Annotated in this window: 14 protein-coding genes, 1 tRNA gene, 1 rRNA gene and 2 pseudogenes; 13 read left to right on the forward strand and 5 right to left on the reverse strand. The window is 52.1% G+C overall.

The window, feature by feature from the left end; genetic code table 11:
- Positions 1-11: 11 nt before the first annotated feature.
- From pglZ to ACTNBK_RS10685, 5 genes and pseudogenes are all read left to right on the forward strand, one after another.
- Entirely contained in the window at positions 12-2,597 is a 2,586-nt protein-coding gene (gene pglZ, locus ACTNBK_RS10665) for a BREX-1 system phosphatase PglZ type A (RefSeq protein WP_441145959.1), read from the forward strand.
- A 22-nt stretch (positions 2,598-2,619) separates the two neighbouring features.
- Positions 2,620-2,820: pseudogene (locus ACTNBK_RS10670) on the forward strand (anti-phage BREX system Lon protease BrxL); the annotation flags it as partial.
- 755 nt (positions 2,821-3,575) lie between these two features.
- Positions 3,576-3,962 carry a hypothetical protein gene (locus ACTNBK_RS10675; protein WP_441145961.1) on the forward strand — a complete coding sequence of 129 codons (387 nt, stop codon included), beginning with the start codon at positions 3,576-3,578 and terminating at the stop codon, positions 3,960-3,962.
- A 279-nt stretch (positions 3,963-4,241) separates the two neighbouring features.
- On the forward strand, positions 4,242-4,655 hold the full coding sequence (locus ACTNBK_RS10680; protein ID WP_441145963.1) for a DUF7695 domain-containing protein: 414 nt from the start codon (positions 4,242-4,244) through the stop codon (positions 4,653-4,655).
- Between the two features lie 30 nt (positions 4,656-4,685).
- Positions 4,686-5,537, forward strand: a pseudogene (locus ACTNBK_RS10685) (BRO-N domain-containing protein).
- An 89-nt stretch (positions 5,538-5,626) separates the two neighbouring features.
- Here the strand turns inward: ACTNBK_RS10685 and ACTNBK_RS10690 are convergent.
- Positions 5,627-6,583 (reverse strand): DUF6076 domain-containing protein, encoded by a 957-nt coding sequence (locus ACTNBK_RS10690; protein ID WP_418732641.1) that lies wholly within the window; start codon positions 6,581-6,583, stop codon positions 5,627-5,629.
- 506 nt (positions 6,584-7,089) lie between these two features.
- On the opposite strand from ACTNBK_RS10690, the gene ACTNBK_RS10695 reads away from it, so the two are divergent.
- The 7 genes from ACTNBK_RS10695 to ACTNBK_RS10725 all read left to right on the forward strand — a co-directional run bounded on the left by ACTNBK_RS10695 (position 7,090) and on the right by ACTNBK_RS10725 (position 13,931).
- Positions 7,090-7,299, forward strand: a complete 210-nt coding sequence (locus tag ACTNBK_RS10695) for a helix-turn-helix transcriptional regulator (protein WP_050618000.1) — start codon at positions 7,090-7,092, stop codon at positions 7,297-7,299.
- On the forward strand, positions 7,296-7,709 hold the full coding sequence (locus ACTNBK_RS10700) for a helix-turn-helix domain-containing protein (RefSeq protein WP_297879708.1): 414 nt from the start codon (positions 7,296-7,298) through the stop codon (positions 7,707-7,709). The genes ACTNBK_RS10695 and ACTNBK_RS10700 overlap by 4 nt, the downstream gene beginning before the upstream one ends.
- A 687-nt stretch (positions 7,710-8,396) precedes the next feature.
- Positions 8,397-8,810 (forward strand): hypothetical protein, encoded by a 414-nt coding sequence (locus ACTNBK_RS10705; RefSeq protein WP_441145966.1) that lies wholly within the window; start codon positions 8,397-8,399, stop codon positions 8,808-8,810.
- Positions 8,798-10,765 carry a MobP3 family relaxase gene (gene mobP3 / locus ACTNBK_RS10710; protein ID WP_441145968.1) on the forward strand — a complete coding sequence of 656 codons (1,968 nt, stop codon included), beginning with the start codon at positions 8,798-8,800 and terminating at the stop codon, positions 10,763-10,765. Before ACTNBK_RS10705 ends, mobP3 begins: the two co-directional genes overlap by 13 nt.
- A 116-nt stretch (positions 10,766-10,881) precedes the next feature.
- A complete protein-coding gene (locus ACTNBK_RS10715) occupies positions 10,882-11,184 on the forward strand; it encodes a DUF6809 family protein (protein WP_441145970.1) in 303 nt (100 codons plus the stop codon).
- On the forward strand, positions 11,185-12,387 hold the full coding sequence (locus tag ACTNBK_RS10720) for a tyrosine-type recombinase/integrase (RefSeq protein WP_441145972.1): 1,203 nt from the start codon (positions 11,185-11,187) through the stop codon (positions 12,385-12,387). It begins immediately after the preceding gene.
- Entirely contained in the window at positions 12,351-13,931 is a 1,581-nt protein-coding gene (locus tag ACTNBK_RS10725) for a tyrosine-type recombinase/integrase (protein ID WP_441145974.1), read from the forward strand. The genes ACTNBK_RS10720 and ACTNBK_RS10725 overlap by 37 nt, the downstream gene beginning before the upstream one ends.
- A 280-nt stretch (positions 13,932-14,211) precedes the next feature.
- Here ACTNBK_RS10725 and ACTNBK_RS10730 read toward each other — a convergent pair whose 3' ends face one another.
- From ACTNBK_RS10730 to metA, 4 genes are all read right to left on the reverse strand, one after another.
- Positions 14,212-15,378 carry an ImmA/IrrE family metallo-endopeptidase gene (locus ACTNBK_RS10730; protein WP_441145976.1) on the reverse strand — a complete coding sequence of 389 codons (1,167 nt, stop codon included), beginning with the start codon at positions 15,376-15,378 and terminating at the stop codon, positions 14,212-14,214.
- A 17-nt stretch (positions 15,379-15,395) separates the two neighbouring features.
- Positions 15,396-16,091 (reverse strand): DUF5986 family protein, encoded by a 696-nt coding sequence (locus ACTNBK_RS10735; RefSeq protein ID WP_333635397.1) that lies wholly within the window; start codon positions 16,089-16,091, stop codon positions 15,396-15,398.
- A 161-nt stretch (positions 16,092-16,252) separates the two neighbouring features.
- A tRNA-Pro gene (locus ACTNBK_RS10740) sits at positions 16,253-16,328 on the reverse strand.
- Between the two features lie 816 nt (positions 16,329-17,144).
- A complete protein-coding gene (gene metA, locus ACTNBK_RS10745; RefSeq protein ID WP_441145979.1) occupies positions 17,145-18,062 on the reverse strand; it encodes a homoserine O-acetyltransferase MetA in 918 nt (305 codons plus the stop codon).
- Positions 18,063-18,654: 592 nt separating this feature from the next.
- Here metA and ACTNBK_RS10750 point away from each other — a divergent pair.
- Positions 18,655-18,747 (forward strand): 16S ribosomal RNA (locus tag ACTNBK_RS10750); the annotation flags it as partial.

Below are 18,747 nucleotides of genomic sequence, written 5' to 3' on the forward strand. Positions count from 1 at the left end.
GAGGCAAGACGATGTCCACAGAATCCATTCAATTTAATTTGCGAGAGCGTTTTGCAGCCCCCTTGCCGGAGTTCTATCGCCGCAGGATCATCTTCTGGAAGGACGAGGATCGGGAGTTTGAGAAGGACGTTGACGAGCTGAATTTGGAAGGCGTCAAGATTATCAAGCTGACTGGCACAAACAATTTTGCCGTCAAGAAGCTGCTGCTTCACGATGACTTGGACAGCAACTATCTTATCTATTGCCCGATTACATATACCGGCGATGAAGATAACTGGCTGCAAGACATTGAATATTACAGTGAGACCTTTCGCGCGGATTTTATCTCGATGCAGATGGACGAGCTGAATATCGCGCCGTCTGCCGCAATGCGGAAGACGGTCAAGCTCTATGCAAAGTTCTTCGACAGCAAAGAGCGTATTCAAAAGCTGCGCAGGATCGGGCGTGACTATCAGACGCCCCTCCAGCTCCACATCGACATTATGGCGGTTCTCGCCGGTTTGAGCGAAGGTTCCGCGCAGGATGTCATCATCGCCGTCCTTGCCGCGGGTCTCGATAAGGAGACGAACAGCGTCTTGCAGAACATCCGCAAGTTTGGCAGCATCGAAGCCTTCTGGCAGCTTGCGCGGAAGTACACCGGATACATCGAGGAAGAGGACAAGCCGCTGGGCTACTTCGCGGCGCACGTTCTGCTGACCGCGCTTTCTCAGACGATGAACGCTTCCGTCCTGAAAGGCTTGGAGCGTTTCGTTTCTGAGACCAACAAAGCATACTGTTACAGCATCGTCCATGAATGGCGTTCCCGCGAAGATAACGAGGACTTGTATGAGCTGTGCCGCACCGTGGAGAACGAATTGCAGCTCCCGACGCGCTTTGACAAATTTGAGCCGGAAACGCTGATTACGGGAGACATCTTCCCGTGCATCAACGAAAGCATCCTGAAACAGCTCTTTGCGGAGATCAGCGACCATGTCGTGAAGGTCGATCTCATTAGGAAGGTCTGTGAAAACAGACGGACAGCCGGATGGTACAAGCGGTTTTCGGATTACTTTGACTGCCTTTTCTTCATCGGAAAGATGCAGACCTTCTATCAGGAACACGGCGGCGGATTCCATATCGTCGAGCCGAAGAAAATCTGGAAGCTCTATACAAGCGACCTTTACCGCATGGATGCCTACTATCGCCACTTCCATTATGCCTTCGGCAACTCTCTCAAGAATGCAAATGACATTCTGGAAGACGGCTTGAAGCACTCGACAGAGTTTGTCGAGGCTCTGTATCAGAACTGGTTCCTGCGTGAACTAACCGCTTGCTGGACTAACGCGGCGGCAGATGACTTTGCTACGCTTGGCTATGTCTCGGAGATCGAGAAGCAGCGGGATTTCTATAAGAGATATGTCGCTCTCGCAAGCAGCAAGAACACCCGCGCATTTGTAATCATCTCGGATGCGCTTCGTTATGAAGTTGCCTCCGAACTTTCCGAGCGTATTGTCCGTACAACAAAGGGAACTTCTGAATTGGAGTCGATGCAAGCGATCTTTCCGTCCATCACGAAGTTTGGTATGGCAGCACTTCTTCCGGGAAAGAGCATTTCTGTGAACGACAGTATGGACGTTCTCGTTGACGGAAATCCCACCCGTTCCACCGTGGAGCGAAACGCGATCCTGAACACGACGCCGAAAGCCAGCGTTGCCATTCAGTACAATGACCTTCTAAACATGAAGAAGGATGAGCGGCGGGAGCTGGTAGCCGGAAAAGATGTGATCTACATCTACCACAATTCCATCGACGCCATCGGAGACAAAGCCCCTACGGAGTCCAAAGTCTTTGACGCCTGTGAGACGGCAATTCAGGAGCTTTCCGGCATTCTGCGTATCATCGTGAACGAACTGAGCGGAACGAACATTTTCATCACGGCGGATCACGGTTTCCTCTATACCTATAAGCCTCTGAATGAGAGCGACAAGATTGACCGGAAAGCCTTCTCCGGCAATGTTTACGAGCTTGGACGGCGTTATGCGCTGACCGCTCCTGACACAACCGCTGATTTCCTGCTTCCCGTCAATCTGGAAAGGGAACTGGACGGAACGCCCATCAAGGGCTACGCCCAGCAGGACACCATCCGCATGAAGGTTCAGGGCGGTGGTGAGAACTATGTCCACGGCGGTATCAGCTTGCAGGAGCTTGTCGTGCCTGTGATTGCCTTCAAGAACCTCCGCACGAGCAACAAGAATTACGTCGAGGTTAAGAACGCGGAGCTGAAACTTTTGAGCGAAAGCCGCAAGATTTCCAACCTGATTTTCTCGTTGGAGTTCCATCAGCGTCAGCCCGTGGGCGATAAAATCCAGCCCTGCACTTACTCCATCTACATGACGGACGATGAGGGTGTAGTGATCAGTGACCGGCAGACAGTCATCGCGGATAAGACCAGCGACAACGCGGCAGATCGCGTGTTCCGTGTCCGGTTCAATCTGAAAGCCGGAACGTATGATAAGAAGAAAGTCTACCGTCTGGTGATTGCAAAAGAGATTGACGTGGAAGAGATCGAGTTCCACATCGACATCGCGTTTGCGGACGATTTTGGCTTCGACCTGTGAGGTGGCAAGAATGGATGAGCAGATGAAGACCGGAGAAACCGGCGATAAAAACGCAGTGATCGACCGAAAACTGCGGCAGTTCTTTGACGGAAAGATCGTCCGGAAAGACCTGACGAAGAAGATCAAGGAAGGCGCAAATGTGCCGGTCTATGTCCTTGAGTTTTTGCTTGGTCAGTATTGCAGCTCGGATGATCCAGAGGTCATCGAGACCGGCGTGGAGAACGATGTGCCGCGACATGGGCAGGTCAAAGCCGTTATGGACTGTACGCGCATGGTCGCGCCTTGGCCTCCGGAGCAGACAAAGACCGTCATCCGCACGATAGATGCTCCGGCAGTCATGCCGACTACGGAAGTTGCCGCGCCGGAGTCACAAAAGCGCGTGGAGCAGCCCAAGAAAAAGACTGAAAGTGTAGAAATCCCCGTGATTTCCGCGCCAGAAACAAAGGCGGAAGAGTCGAAAGCAGAACCCCAAGTCATCGAACCTGTTGTTTCAGAAAAAGATGAAGAGAAACCTGTGCCGCCAAAGAAGCCGTTCTCGCTGGGAAAGCTCATCGCGGCAGTTCTGGCAGTAGCCGTGATTGCTGGTATCTCTATTTCCGTCTCAAGCCGCAATAAGCAGAGAGCGGCGGCTTATGACGCAGCCCTTCAAGAGCTGTCAAATGGCAATTACACTTCTGCCGAGCAGGGCTTCTCTGGGCTTTCCGGCTATCGGGATGCGGCGTCGCTGTCCGTCTACTGCAAGTACGCGGATATGTACAAAGGCAAGACGGAATACGTGGGCGGACAAGACGAGTTAGCAACCATCACCCTGAAATATGACACGAGCTGGCAGCAGGATGTTGACGCGCTGGAAACCCGCGTCAATGGCTATAAGGCAGAGAAGGACGCCGCCGAGGAAGCTGAACGCAAGCGCATCGCTGCCGAGAATGCCGCGAAGCAGGAGCAAAGCCGGAAAGACCAGTATTCCGGGAAACTCCCGTGGATGGTATGCCTGTAAGCTGCTTGAAGTATACATCAATCGGATCGCCCACCAAAACCGAAAAATGCCAGTTCTATGACAATATGGATGTCCATAGGCGGTATAAAATCCTGCATTGGTACAATAGCGAAGGGCAGAGCATAGCGTACTGCCATTCCCATCAGCCAAAGGGCGAAACAGAAGATGTCATCTATGCCTTTACTTATTATGAGACACCTCTTGGCCGCCCCAATTCTGCCCCTCCTTGGACACCATCAAGTACATCGGGAGACAACAATTCCGGAAGCATCCGGGATGACTACGACAATCCCGAAGACCTCTGGGAAGAGAACCAAGATTGGTATGAGGACGAGGATGAAGCGTGGGATGAGTGGTATGACGGCTGAGCAGTAATTAAAAACAAAAATCCTCTATCGATACCAAACTTGGGGATCGGTAGAGCGCTCTTTGCCTGTTTTATGGGCATTTGAATATTTGTTGTTCAAAGGTGATATTAAAAACATCTGAGCTATGGCGTTATACTCAAGCAGGAAACATTTTTGAATTAGTTGGTTGTGCGGAAGAAATAAATGTGAATCTGGCGCTGCGATGAGATGGACTACCACAGTTATGCATCAGATAACCGGTAAGTCAACGATTCGCATTTTTGAGTGAAAGGATTGCCTATGGACGCACGAAAGCACTTAATCATCATAAAAGGAAAAGACCAGACGGACTCGGTCGCGAGCTTTCAGTTCCATGGCGGGAAGTGCGAGGTCATCTATACCAGTGCACCCAATAAGACATACGACTTTCAGAGTAGCAATGTGGAGATTCTGCCTCTGAAAAAGAAAATTGACCCTGCGCAGGTGATTGTCAACGTAAACGGGCAAACCATCAGCGGAATTGATGAGATTCTCGACTTCGGTGGGTATTATCGTATCATCGAAAGCAAAACTGTCCATGATTTTAAGTTTTGCAGTTGCGGCTCCTGCGCCGTGGACGGCGGTCACGATTACCTTCGCAGATGCGGAAACCTTGGAGATTGGGAAGAACTGTCCGAAGTGGAAGAGGTGGAAGACAACAGCGCATTGACTTGATCCTGGGTGATTAGGAATTGGAGTGATAGGATGTCTCTTAAAATTCAGCTTTTTGAAAACCAACGCATTCGCACGGCGTGGGACGAGGAAAAGGAAGAATGGTATTTTTCCATTGTCGATGTGGTTGGTGTACTGACGGACAGCGTTGATCCCACGGCGTATTGGCGCAAACTCAAACAACGGTTGAAGGCCGAGGGCAATGAAACCGTGACAAATTGTCACGGTTTGAAAATGACGGCTCATGATGGTAAAAAACGCCTGACCGATGTGGCCGATACCGAGCAACTTCTCCGTATCATCCAGTCCATCCCGTCACCCAAGGCGGAGCTGTTCAAGCTCTGGCTGGCACAGGTCGGCCGGGAGCGTATTGAGGAAACCATAGACCCGGAGTTGACCATCGAGCGGGCGTTGGAAACCTATCTCAAAAAGGGCTATACCCGCGAATGAATCAACCAGCGGCTGCAAGCCATCCAAGTTCGCAAAGAATTGACAGATGAATGGGATGCCCGCGGCGTGCAGAAGGGCGTGGAATACGCCATCCTCACCGATGAGATCTCCCGTGCATGGTCGGGGATGTCCACCCGGCAGTACAAAAACCTGAAGGGGCTTAAAAAGGAAAACCTCCGTGACAACATGACCACGCTGGAGCTGGTGCTGAATATGCTGGCGGAGGCCACCACCACGGAAATTTCCAAGCAGAAAGCACCGGCAACCCTTTCGGAGAACATCGACGTGGCCCGTGCCGGTGGCAAGGTGGCTGGCGACGCACGGAAGGCCATTGAGACGCAGACCGGCGTTCCCGTCATCACTTCCAAGAACGCCGCGCAGCTCAGCGAAGTGGTTACAAATCTGCTGGAAGATGCGGGGAATAAAGAAAAATAGCATTCAGCCCCTACATGGGGCGGTTTAAAATCTGCCTCGCTATAGACAAAGAAAACCGTGTGCGGACCGCAAGGTCAGCACACGGTTTTTCATTTGGATTCCTTCAGCCAGACCTCCAGTTCCTTCTGAGAGATCAGCCCCTGCTCACATTTATCCTTCTCCGCTCTGGCCCGCTCACTCCAATCGTAAAACTGCTGGTCGGTGATCCGTCCGGCCTTGATCCACGCAAAGCGCTTTTTGTACTCTCGGCGGTAGACCTTGAATACCTCATCGTCCCGCTTGCTGCGCGTCCATGTATTGATGGCCCCGACCTCCCGACAGGTGCGCCCGCGCTCGTCGGCCACGCGACCGCAGTACTCCGTCGCGCCATGCCGCATCACCGCAAAGTACCTGCCGCAGTTTTTGCAGCGACGCATCTTAATTTCCTGCTTCACACAGGCGCGGAGCTGGAAGTCGAGGATATCGTAGATGTTATTTGGCGTCAGAACCTCGGTAAACACTTCACCGATCAACTCAAACCCAATCGGCTGCGGATAGAATCGAAATGCCGTTTCGCCGCTGCGCTGATAATAGTCGACCATTCGCTTCGAGGTCGGCTCGTCGCTGTTGTCCGCATCCAGCACATTTTCAAACAGCTCCACGATCTGTCCCTGCATCCGTCGCAAGGTGTCCGGTAACGCATAGAGATATTTGCGTGGCAGCATATCCTCCGTGTACTGTTCGAAGATCACCGCCCGTGACAGCCGATACCTCCAGTCCAGCGCAAGCTGCTGAAAATAGATGTGCCGCAGTTCGAGCTCATCCAACAGTGCGTTTACTTCCTCGACATATTGTTTCTCCCGTGTTGTCGTAAGCTGCCAGAGTACCTCGTTGAGCTGCCGGATCGCCGGCTCGATCTCGTCGATGTTCATGTCAACGAGTGACAGCAAGCTCTCGGGAAACGACACGGTCTTCGATGTCTGCACCATGCCCTTTCCGTAGTCCGCGCCATAGCTATAATGCTCCGCACCATCCGCAATGTAGGTTTCGAATTGAAAAGAGATCATTTTCACTCTCCCGCTTTAGACTTATTTACAATCTGTTCATTTATCAGTCTTGACAGATTTTTTCATTTCTGTTAGTCTAAGTACATAGACCGAATATTCTTTATTTCAAAAATAAGTCTAACCTGTATGGGCGATAAAGTCAAGAGAAAAATTCGGTCGTCTCTGCACCTCGACAACTGAATACCCATCACCGGAGATGATACATGCCGGAGAAGTAACGCCAGGACGCCGCGGTAAAGCGGTCGAGCGTGCCAGGGCAGATGAAAACGCCGTGCGGGTCAAACAAGGCCGCAGGGCAGGAACGGGTACGGTGCGTGGTAGAAGATCGTTAAGAAAGGGGGGATCGGTATCTATCGTTCCTGCAAAAAGGAAAACCGCTGAACTGTTGCAGCAGTCCAGCGGCGCGCCGCGTTTCGGAAAACGCAGACTCCATCTGCAAACAGTCTAACAGAGGGACCTCCGAAACGCAAGTAATTTTTCTCTGAATTCTATTGGAGGTAACGATTTTGAAAATATCAACCTATCACAGCTACGATGAATTGCCGCTGTTCCTCAACGCGGAACTGGTGGCAAAGGTGCTGGGCGTGTCCATCTCCAGTGCTTACGAGCTGATGCATGAAGAAGTATTTCCGTCTGTGCGCATCGGCAGTCGGTTCGTGGTGCCCAAGGATAAATTCCAACAGTGGGTAGAGCGGCAGACTGGAGGCGCCAGATGAGAACTTGGACAAAGCGCGATCCGGTCAAGAACTATTTTCCTCTGCCCAATGAGATCTATCAGCTGGGACTGTCTCACGGTGCAATCGCTGTCTACGGTTACCTGCTCCGCATCGAAGACCGCAGAACCTACCAGTGCCATCCCAGCTATGCCACCATCGGCAAGGCGGTGGGCATGAGCAACAACACCGTGCGGAAGTATGTGCAGGAGTTGGAGGAACGCGGGCTCATCCGCACAGAGCGCACCAGCATCATCACGAGGGACGGGCGCAAGCAAAACGGAAGTCTGCTCTACACGATCCTGCCGATCCAGTTTTCCATTGACCAGTTTTATCAGCGGCAGATGGATGCTGTGGACAGGGCAAAGGAACGGCAGCGCGTGGCAAGACGCATGGAGCAGACCAGCGTGTGAAAACAGCGGATATGTTCTCTGCGTGCTGTTATCATGGACAAGCAAAACCGTAAAGCCCATCGGTGCGGTGAGAGAAACGGCAATGGGATCACGCAGCCCAGCGGGGCCGCGACGCCTCGGAACAGCGACGCGCATGAGCGCATCGCTGTTCCGCAGGCTCTCTGCGTTCTTCGGGAACACACCCGACCAAGGCCCAAAAGCGGCAAAGTATGCCGTTCTGACACCCGGCCACGCAGGGTTTCCGAACCGCGCAAAACGCTCCGAGGGTAGTGATACCACCCCCATCCAAAACGCCCCGTGTTTCGCCGTGTAAGCCGCTGTGTGCGCGGTTAGGGGCTGGGGTGGCGTGTGTACCAACCGCAGCCCCTTGAAACGAGCGTTGCGGCGTTTGTGCGAGTGTGATTTGAAACTGCTCCGGAGAGGACTTTCCCACGCCGTATGGGACGTAGCTTCGGCAGTTTGGGCGGTTATCGGAGGAACTTATTTATAGCAGGATAAAGGGCTGGCGTCGAAACCGACGCTCTGCCCGGTCACTTCTGCCCGCAGTGCGGGCAGTTGACGGGGGTTTCAACGCAGTCGGTTGTGGCGCCTTTTGACGGAAATTTCAGAACGGCTGGCGTCTTTGTTCCCGCAAGCGCAGGTGTTTCAACGAAAACAAGCGTGCCTTACGGCAGATTGGAGGGAATTATGAGCAAAAATGAAAACAGGCTGAACTTCCGTATGACGGATGAAACAGCCACAAAAATAGAGCGGTGGTATCAGGAAGATAACTGCCGCAGCAAAAATGAGTTCATCGAAAAGGCGGTGAACTGCTACGCGGATATGCTGGCCGCAGGCGAAAGCACCACGCTGCCCCATGCGGTGCAGTCCGCCATCGACAGTCGGTTGAAGCTATTCGAGGATCGCATCGCGTCGCTGCTCTACAAGCAGGCGGTGGAGATGGACATGGCAATGTCCATCCTCCTGCAAAGCCTCAACGTGAGCGAGGAAGTGCTGCGGCAGGAGCGGGCCAAGAGCATCGCCGCCGTCAAGCGCACCAACGGTCAGCTGCGGTTGGAACAGAAACTCCGTGAACTGGAGAGTGAAGCATGGCAAGGCTGATCGTCAAAAGCCCGTACATCAAGTGCGGCGCTGGGCAAAGTGCCGGTGGGTATCTCAAGTACATCGCGACGCGGGAGCGTGTGGAGATCATCCCGGATGACCGTCCGCCCACCAACAAGCAGACGCAGCTCATTGCAAAACTGGTGAAGGATTTTCCTGACGCACAAGAACTGATGGAGTACGAGGACTACCTCTCACACCCGACAAAAGCAACGGCGTCCGCACTCATCACACTGACGTTGGAATCGAATTGGGACAGGCTCTCGTCGATGGAGGGCTACGCCAAATACATCGCCCTGCGACCGAGGGCAGAACGGCTGGGGGAACACGGTCTCTTCGGTGATAACGATGCCGTTGACCTCGCCGCTGTCGCGGACGAATTGGATCACTACACCGGCAACGTGTGGACACACATCATCTCCCTCCACCGGGAGGACGCGGAGCGGTTGGGGTATGACCATGCGGACGCATGGCGCACATTACTGCGTATCCACCGCAATGACATCGCCGCGGCGATGAAAATACCGCCGGAGGATTTCCGTTGGTACGCCGCCTTCCATGACGAGGGCAATCATCCTCACGTCCACATGATGGCGTGGTCGACAAAGCCGAATCAGGCGTACCTGTCCAAAGACGGTATCCGCCAAATCAAGTCCACGCTGACCAACCAAATTTTCCGGCAGGAGCTGCTGCACGTCTATGAGCAGAAAAGCAAATCGCGAGACGAACTGGTGGCGGAAGCGCGGAAAGCCATGCTGGAATTGGCGAAGGCCATGCGGGAAATGACCTGCATCCACCCGGAGGCGGAGCAGATGATCTGGAAACTCTCCAAACAACTCAGCACCGTAGCGGGCAAGAAAACCTACGGCTATCTGCCGAAGCCAATGAAAAAGCTGGTGGACGAGATCGTCGACCAAATGGTGCGGCTGCCCACCGTGGAAACGTGTTACCAGATGTGGTGGGAGCTGCAATGTCAGGTGGAGGATTACTATTCCGAGGGGAAGAAACGTCTACGCCCACCGCTGTCTCAGCAAAAGGAGTTCCGACAAATCAAGAACGCCGTAATCAAAGAGGCGGAGCATCTTCGCATGAACAGGTTTTCCTTTGAGGACGAGGAAATGCAGGATGACGGCGAACAGATCAGTACCTACGGCATGAGCTATGAATGTCAGGATCTGCAAAGCGTGGCGAACGATGAGAGTTACCCTCTGGAGGAACGGGACGAGGCGGCAGAGCAGTTGGAGCAGCTTGCGGAGGACGGTGACGCCTACGCCCAGTACATCATCGGCACGGCGTACCGTGACGGTGGGCTGCTGATACCCGATGCAGCCAAAGCACAAAAGCTGTTGGAACGCGCCGCCGAGCAGGACTTGGACGTGGCACAGTACGCCCTCGGAAAGCTGTATCTCTCCGATGATGCCGACGTGCGCGATCCCGCCAAGGGGATCTATTGGCTGAAACGCTCTGCTGACAATGGCAACGATTACGCCGCCTACCGGCTGGGAAAGGAATATCTCAGTGACAAAAATGTGCCAAAGGGCGCTTCGACTGCGGCGGAATACCTGCGGCAGGCCGCGAACAATGGAAACGCCTACGCACAGTATCTGTTGGGCAAGCTGACCCTCATGGGTGAGGGCGTTCCCAAAGACATGGACGCCGCCTACGAATGGTTCGCGGCGGCGCGGGATAACGGCCATGCCTACGCGGAATTTTTCATGAAACGCATGGAGCGCGGCGAACAGGAGCCGCCCTCTATCCTGCTGTCAGCCACCCGGCTGCTCTACCACATGGGAAATATCTTTCGGGACAACGCCCCGGCTCCCGCTGCCAACGGCGTCCAAATCGACCGCAAGCGGCTGGCGCAGCTGCGGCAAAAGCGCGTCGCCCTCGGCCACAAGCCGGATGACCATGAGTTGGAGCAGCAACAGGGATTTTCAATGAAATTCCATATGTAAAGCGGGTCGAGGTGTTCAGTTTTTGCGCCGCAATAGTCAAAGAAACATTTCAGAAAACAGTAGCTTTGTGCGCCGGGTTGTGGTATGTGTTGTGGTTACCAAAAGGAGGTGCCGCAATGTACGACTACATGAAAGCCCTGCAAAAGCGTTTCAACCGTCAGGAGTATCCAGAGTTGGCCGAGCAGATCGAATACGCCCAAGCGGAACTGCGGCGGGACATGGACGCCACGGGGCGCAGAAAGCTGCTACGGCTGCTGGACGCACAAAACACACTGCTGGTTAAATCCAAGCTGATGAGCTTCACGGCTGGCTTCAAGCTGGCGTGGGGCATGGCAAAAGAGTTGGAGGCAGACGGGCTCTACTCCTTCGAACGGGAGGAAGAAGAACACATCTGCCATCCGGCGGAACAGGAGGATTAAATGACAAAGCGAAGACCTGCCGGTGACGGCATGGTGCGCAAGCGAGAGGATGGCCGCTGGGAGGGCCGTATCGTGGTGGGCCACAAGAAAAACGGTACGCCTATCTTCCAGCATGCCTATGCTCATACACAAAAAGAACTGACGGAAAAGCTCCATCAAAATATCGAACGCTATCAGGACGTGGAACTGACCGAGGACAGTCGCATGACCCTGGGGGAGTGGCTGGACCGTTGGCTGACGGACTATAAAGAGAACACCGTCCGCCCCGGCACACTCGCGGGATATCGAAGCTGCATCGAAAACTACATCAAGCCGCAGCTCGGCGGCAAGCAGGTGTCGCTGGTGACAGCGCAGGATGTGCAGAAACTCTATCGAAAGCTGAAAGAGAACGGCCGGATCAGGGAGCATCCGAGGTTTGGTTCCGCTCTGTCGGACACCACCATCAACCGCCTCCACGCCATCTTCCATCAGGCGATGGAGGACGCCCTCCACGCGCATATCATCGCTAAAAATCCCACCGTGGGCGCAACGGTGCCAAAGGCAAGCCATGCACCGAAACGTGTCCTGACCGACAAAGAACTGGACACATTTCTGGACGCCGTGCGGGAAGTCAAGATATGGGGTGACTTCTTCTACGTGGAGCTGACCACGGGCCTGCGGCGGGGCGAGATCTGCGGACTCATGTGGCAGGACTTTGACGCGCGGAACGGCGTCCTGCAAGTGCGCCGCACCCTTCATAACCGAAAGCTGGGGGTCGATATGCTGGGCAAGACCAAGACCCGCAGCGGTGAGCGCACCATCGTCCTGCCCCGCAGCACGGCGGAAATTCTGCGCCGCCGAAAAGAGAATGCGATCACGCAATGGATCTTCCCAGACCCAGTTCGACCGGAGCTGCCGCTGTCTCCGAACTGCGCCTACACGCACATGAAAGCGATCTTACACAAGGCGGGATTGCCGGACATTCGCTTTCACGATCTGCGCCACACCTTCGCCACCCACGCCATCGCCAGCGGCGTGGACGCCAAAACCCTGTCTGGAATTCTGGGGCATACCAATGCCAGCTTCACGCTGGATACCTACACCCACGTCACACCGGATATGCAAAAAGCCGCCAGCGGCATCGTTGGCGGCTTCATGGAAGACTTGCTCGGAAAGGGGCTGAGACCTTGGCAAAGAAACGGAAAAGCGGAACCGGCACCGTAAGACAGCGCGGCGACGGCCGATGGGAGGGCCGCGTTGTCATCGGCTATGATGACAATGGCCTTCCCAAGACGAAGAATGTTCTCGCCAAAACAAAGCGGGAATGTCAGGAGAAGCTGCGTCAGCTCACCGAAAGCATGGTGGGGCGGAATGACCGAAAAGTTAAGTCGGATATGCTGTTCGGAGACTGGCTGTGCTGCTGGTATGAAACCCACAGCAAGCCGACGCTTCGCGCCTCCACACAGAACAACTACGAAAACGTCATTTACAACCATGTCCTGCCGGAGATCGGGAAGATCCCGCTGAACAAATTGTCGCAGAATGATTTGCAGCAGTTCTACGGGCGGCTGAAAAAGAACGGCCGCAAGCGTCTGACGGAGCAATACGGCGCGGGCCTTTCCGACCGCATGGTGCGGATGTGCCACGCGGTCTGCCGCTCCGCCTTGGAACGGGCCGTGCGGGATGACCTGCTCCGTACAAACCCCGCCATCGGCTGCAAGCTGCCGCCGAAAAAGGCAAAGGAAATGCAGGTGCTGGATCGGGAGGAATTGCAGAAATTTCTCATTCAGGCGCAGGCGGACGGGTACTACGAACTGTTCCTGCTGGATCTCTGCACCGGCCTGCGGCGGGGTGAATTGATAGCGCTTCAATGGGAGGATCTGAACTTTGAAACCGGCGTGCTGACCGTCAACAAACAGGCGTACACGGTAAACGGCGAATTGCAGATCATCCCGCCCAAAACCAAGGCATCTGTCCGAAAGCTGGTGCTGCCGCCTGCGGTGCTGGCCGTGCTGCGGGAATACCGCAAAAAGGTGGACTCCCGCTGGATTTTTCCGTCCCCGGTGAAGGCGGACCGACCGATCACACCCGGCGTGGCGCGCAGACGGCTTCAGACGATACTGGAGCGGGCAGACTGCAAGCGTGTCAGATTCCATGATCTGCGGCACACCTTCGCAACGCTGGCGCTGGAGAACGGCATGGATGTGAAAACCCTCTCCGCCATGCTGGGGCATGTGTCTGCGGTGACAACGCTGGACATCTACACCCACATCACCGGCGATATGCAGCGCGCAGCCGCCGCCAGCATCGACCGGAGCATTGGCAAGATGGAGCCGCAGGAAGAAGCGGAGCCGGAGCAGAAAGGCATCGTGGATTTCCAGCCCTATGTGGGGAAGAAAAGAAAACCAGGCACCGGCTGCGTCAGCGAACTCAATGACCACCTGTTTGAGGGACGCTATTCTCCCATATGGCCGGACGGGACACAGCATTCCCGCAACGTCTACGCCCACACCCGCGAGGAGTGCGAGGAAAAACTCAAGGCGCTGATCACGGAGATGAACGAGGAACGCAAAAATCTCAAGGAGCAGCTTGCGGGCATCGCCCCGCCGGAAAAGCTGACCAAGAAACAGCGCAAGCTGTGGGACTATATGCGCTTCCACCCGGAGGTCACAGAGTTCTCGACCCTCGCCAAACGAACCGGCCTGGCACGGAATACGGTGAAGAAGCACTATGGGGTGGTAGCGGCAATGTTGGGGAGAAAATGGTAAAGGAATAAGAGAACAGCCCCTGAAATCATTCGATTTCAGGGGCTGTTCCTTGTGTTGACGAAAAAGATGTGCTCACCCTGAGGTTTCTATTCTTACCCAACCAAAGTCTCGTATAAGCGAGGCCGTTTAGGTGAGGCAGTGCAATAATTATATTTTTAATGGAAGATTAACACCTTGCATTATTATAGAGGAAATAGGAACTACTAAAATCCCTTATATTGCTGACTGGCAGTAGAGAAAGTATATGCAATGTGACTTGACCATTGTTATCTATATGTTTTTATTCTTCTGCTTTTTGAATTGCTGGAAACTCAATTATTTTTGAGGGTTCTTTATATGTAGTTAGTGTTCCAATTTCTAAATTCAATAGTTCCTCTATGACATCAGGTGAAACAGAAAATTTATTTGCAGCAAATAATGCTATAATATCTTGGCTGGTCATGTTCCCCTTAGTCATGAGGAGGTTAATCGCTTGCTTGAGCGCAACAGGATGCTTGTACTCAATCACATCGTCTAATGGCTCTTTCTGACGATAACCGTTCATACTCATTTGTCGCATCAAGTATGAATACTGATTAGAAGTTATATACCCCAATGAGTATGCACGCAGTATCATTGCCATAGCAGATACACACCATTTTTGCTTTAGCGCAACATAATGGCTAAGTCGGTTAGGATATATAGCTGCATCAGCACCAAAAGCAGTAGCAGGCAGTAACAACGCTGCTGCAAAGGCATTCGCTTCATTTTCACGCTCTCGAAATTCTTCTCTATCAATCTCGTTCAAGTCTGAATATCGTTCGTGCAAAATGATATGTCCTAATTCATGAGCACAGTTAAACTGTCTGCGGAAAAAACTTTTTTTATCTGCTCCCAATATGACGCAATATGTCGAACAATTATTCTCTTCATAATATTGATAGAAGGCATCAATGTCTCTGCTGCCTGTTGCAAATTCTCCTACAATAATTCCGTTTTTTTCCAACAGTGAGACCATGTTGGGAATTGGAGCATCCCCTAAATCCCAATAAGTTCTGACCCGTTGTGCGATTTCCTCAATCGAAAGTTGTTCTCCGTCAGTGAATACAGGTAGATTAAGTGGTTTAAATCTTACTTTAGTTGATAGCACAGAATGAATTTTCACTAAATATTTAGCTCGAATCTTCTGTGCTACCAAATCCTTCTTCTTACTGGAGTACAATGCTCGAAAATATGTATTACCAATAGTTGAAGGCTTGTCATATTCTAAGAAAAATGAATATGGGAAATCCAATGCTTCTGATATTTTTCGAAGCGTTAAAGGTTCAGGTGTTGTTTTATTGTTCTCAAATTGGGAAATTGCTTGTTTATTTATTCCAACGGATTCAGCCAATTCCGCAATGGTCATTTTTCTGAATAAACGTGCTTCTTTTATTCGCTCACTATTAATCCTATTGCCTTTCTGCATAATAACTAATCCTTTAATTACAAGAGTTCAACAAGAGTTCCCTCGTCTTCAGTATCATTCTGTTGAGGAATAATGTTCAAACCAGCAGCGTAAGGCATACCGATGAAATGAGACCAGTTTTCTTCCTCATTGGAAATTTCAAGGGAATGTGTAAGGCGGACCGCTCGTACACTTATGAGTCGATCACAATAAGTATCGAACAAAACCAGGATATGTCCTTTAATTTCACCGATCTCAGCATGAATAGCCCGTGCGAGCTGTTCTTGCGAACGGTAGACGCAATCTTCTAAGTCAGCAGATACGCCGGGGAGCGACAACTCCAACTGTTCATATTGAGCTTCCAGTTTTTCGTTAAAGTAAGCTGCTCCGCACAAGTAATGTTTCCCTTTGTCTTTGCGCTGCTGAACCCCTTTAAATGTATCCTCAGTCATTAGGGTGAAAATATAACCAGAAGAATGATGGAATAATACGGGAGTTTTCCATCCGCCTCGTGGGCAGATATTCAATTCCAGCCACCCCAAGTGCTGACATTTGTCGCGGAGCTGAGTTATAATTGGATTCCAACGGAACTGACCGTATCCATTGCGTTCCGACAAATGATGGTCACTCATGATTTCAGGCATGATATGTTCTATCGCTTCTTGCAGAGCATTGACAATAGCATGGTCAATCAGCGTCAAGTTAAAGCTGAAATTTTTGTGGGAACCAATCATAATTACACTTCCTTTCTTAGATGTATTCTATTTTTACACGCCAGATAAGAAAAGTCAAGTGCAACTGCAATATTTTTTAAATTTGACGGTTTGCGTCAATGAGAGAAAATAAATAATCCGAATTCATCTCTTCTCGGAAACAAATTCGGATTACATTGATTTGGTCCGAGATGGGAGACTCGAACTCCCGACATCTTGCTCCCAAAGCAAGCGCGCTACCAACTGCGCTAATCCCGGATTTAGGTTTTGAGTTTTGCGCCAGATGTGGTCAAACATGTGGTCAGGCGGTTTTTTTGACCACCTCGACTTGCGGGGGAAGTGCCTGTATCGCAGGCGTATCAAGGGATTGCGGACACGGTATTTTCCGGCTTGAAGGGGGAGCGACCCGCTCCCAAATGTGGCGCCCTACCAACTGGGCTACACCCGGATATTTGGTTGTCATGATTATAGCACGAAAGTCGTGCGATTCAAAGTCTTTTCCTGTCTGTGGTCATTTATGTGGTCAAAGTGGTTTTTTGGCCAGCTTTTCTGACCTGCCAAAATCCAGCAAATGCCCGTGTTGCAAGGGGTTCCGGGCTTTGGCTGTTCCCATCGTGGATAGACGGAGAATCGCTCCCAAAGCAGGCGCGCTACCAACTGCGCTACACCCGGATATGAAGTTGTGGGGTGGCCCGGGCGTATTCTCCCAAAGCAAGCGCGCTACCAACTGCGCTACACCCGGTTATGGAATTGTTTTATCTGTGGTCTTACATGTGGTCTTGGCCGTTTTTCGACCAACGGCTTTGCCGAAATGGTTCTCGCTTCTGGTAGTGTCCCAGCGAGTTGTGGGGTTGCGGTTTTGCTCTCATGGATGGGCCCCGCGTGCTCCCAAAGCAGGCGCGCTACCAACTGCACTACGTCTGCATATTAGAGGCTGTAAAATTCTTCTACAAACTGCCTGCTCCAATGTCCACACAGGGCATAAAAGAAGTATAATATATTCTCTAGCGCTTTGCAAGCAGAAAAACGGGTGCTGTCGGTAGAAAGCTGACAGCACCCGTTTTAGGGGTAAAATCAATGAACCTCAGAAATGTCATAGGGTGTGGTCTGGTACACGTAGTAATTGAGCCAGTTAGTATAAAGCAGCTGACCGGCGCTTCTCCAGCGGACAATGGGAGGACGGGAAGGGTCATTGTCCGGGAAATAATGATAAGGTACATGGATAGGAAGTCCCTTATCCCGATCCCGGAAATACTCCCGGGCCAGGGTATCCGGATCATATTCCGGATGACCAGTGATAAAGAACTGGCGAGAGTCCTCACTCTTCACTGCGAAGACGCCGGCGTCTCCGGAGACGGAGAGTAGCTCCAGGCCAGGAGTGGCCCGGATATCGCTCTCGTAGACCTCGGTATACCGGGAATGGGGGGCCTGAAAGACGTCGTCGAAGCCTCGAAAGAGGGGAGAGTTGGGTTTCAGAACCCGGTGGTCGAATACACCGAAGAGCTTTTCCGGCAACGAGCGCTTCTCAATCCCATAGTGGAAATAGAGACCTGCCTGGGCGCCCCAGCAGATATGGAGGGTAGAGTGGACGTGGGTCTTAGACCACTCCATGATCCCGCACAGCTCATCCCAGTAGTCCACCTGGGTAAAGTCCAGATTCTCCACCGGGGCGCCGGTGATAATCATACCGTCATAACGCCGGTTACGGATCTGGTCAAAGGTGGTATAAAAGGAGGACAGATGGTCCTCGTCGGTATTGTGAGACTGATAGCTGGAGGTGCGTAGTAGCTCCACTGTCACCTGAAGAGGGGTGTTGGAGAGCTTGCGCAGAATCTGGGTCTCTGTCACGATCTTCGTGGGCATCAGGTTCAGAATGAGCACATTCAGTGGACGGATGTCCTGGTGCATGGCCCGGTATTCTGTCATGACGAAGATATTCTCGCCTTCCAACGTCGTGCGGGCGGGAAGGGAGTCTGGGATCTTAATTGGCATAATGGGACCTCCCTGCTTTGCAGTGGGAATCACGGGTAGCTATGGGAAAAGGATTCCTAACATATTAAATAAAGAGTAGCACAATCCGACGGCATCTGCAACGGCAGGTTTTACGGACAGATGTCCACTGTAAAGGACAGGAAAAGAAAAAATGGAAAATTTGAAAAAAGGTGTTGACAATACAGGAATGATCTGATATATTAACTGAGCGCCTGACGAGAGGTACTGAATTCGGTCGATGACGAGAAGAAATTCTTTGAGACTCGAAAAAAGTTCTTGACAAGAACTCGATGATCTGGTAAAATAAATGAGTTCGCGTAAGACGCAAACGAGTTGAGCGCTCCGGAAACTTCGAAAGAGGTTGAAAAAAGTGCTTGACAAGCGCCACGGAATGTGGTAAAATAAAGACCTGTTGCGAAAGCGGCGTGTACCTTGTAAATTAAACAACGTGAAGAACGAAACACGAAGCACCAGAAAAGGACGGATGTCCTTTCTAGTCGAGTGACTTGAAAGGCTCTTGACAAGATTTCTTTGAAGCTTGTGGATAGCTTCAATAAGATGATTTGAAGAGCGAAAGCTCTTTAGATACCATTTTATTGAGAGTTTGATCCTGGCTCAGGATGAACGCTGGCGGCGTGCTTAACACATGCAAGTCGAACGGAGTGCTCATGACGGAGTTTTCGGA

Source organism: Intestinimonas sp. HCP28S3_D6, assembly GCF_052065695.1.
Taxonomy (GTDB): Bacteria; Bacillota; Clostridia; order Oscillospirales; family Oscillospiraceae; genus Intestinimonas.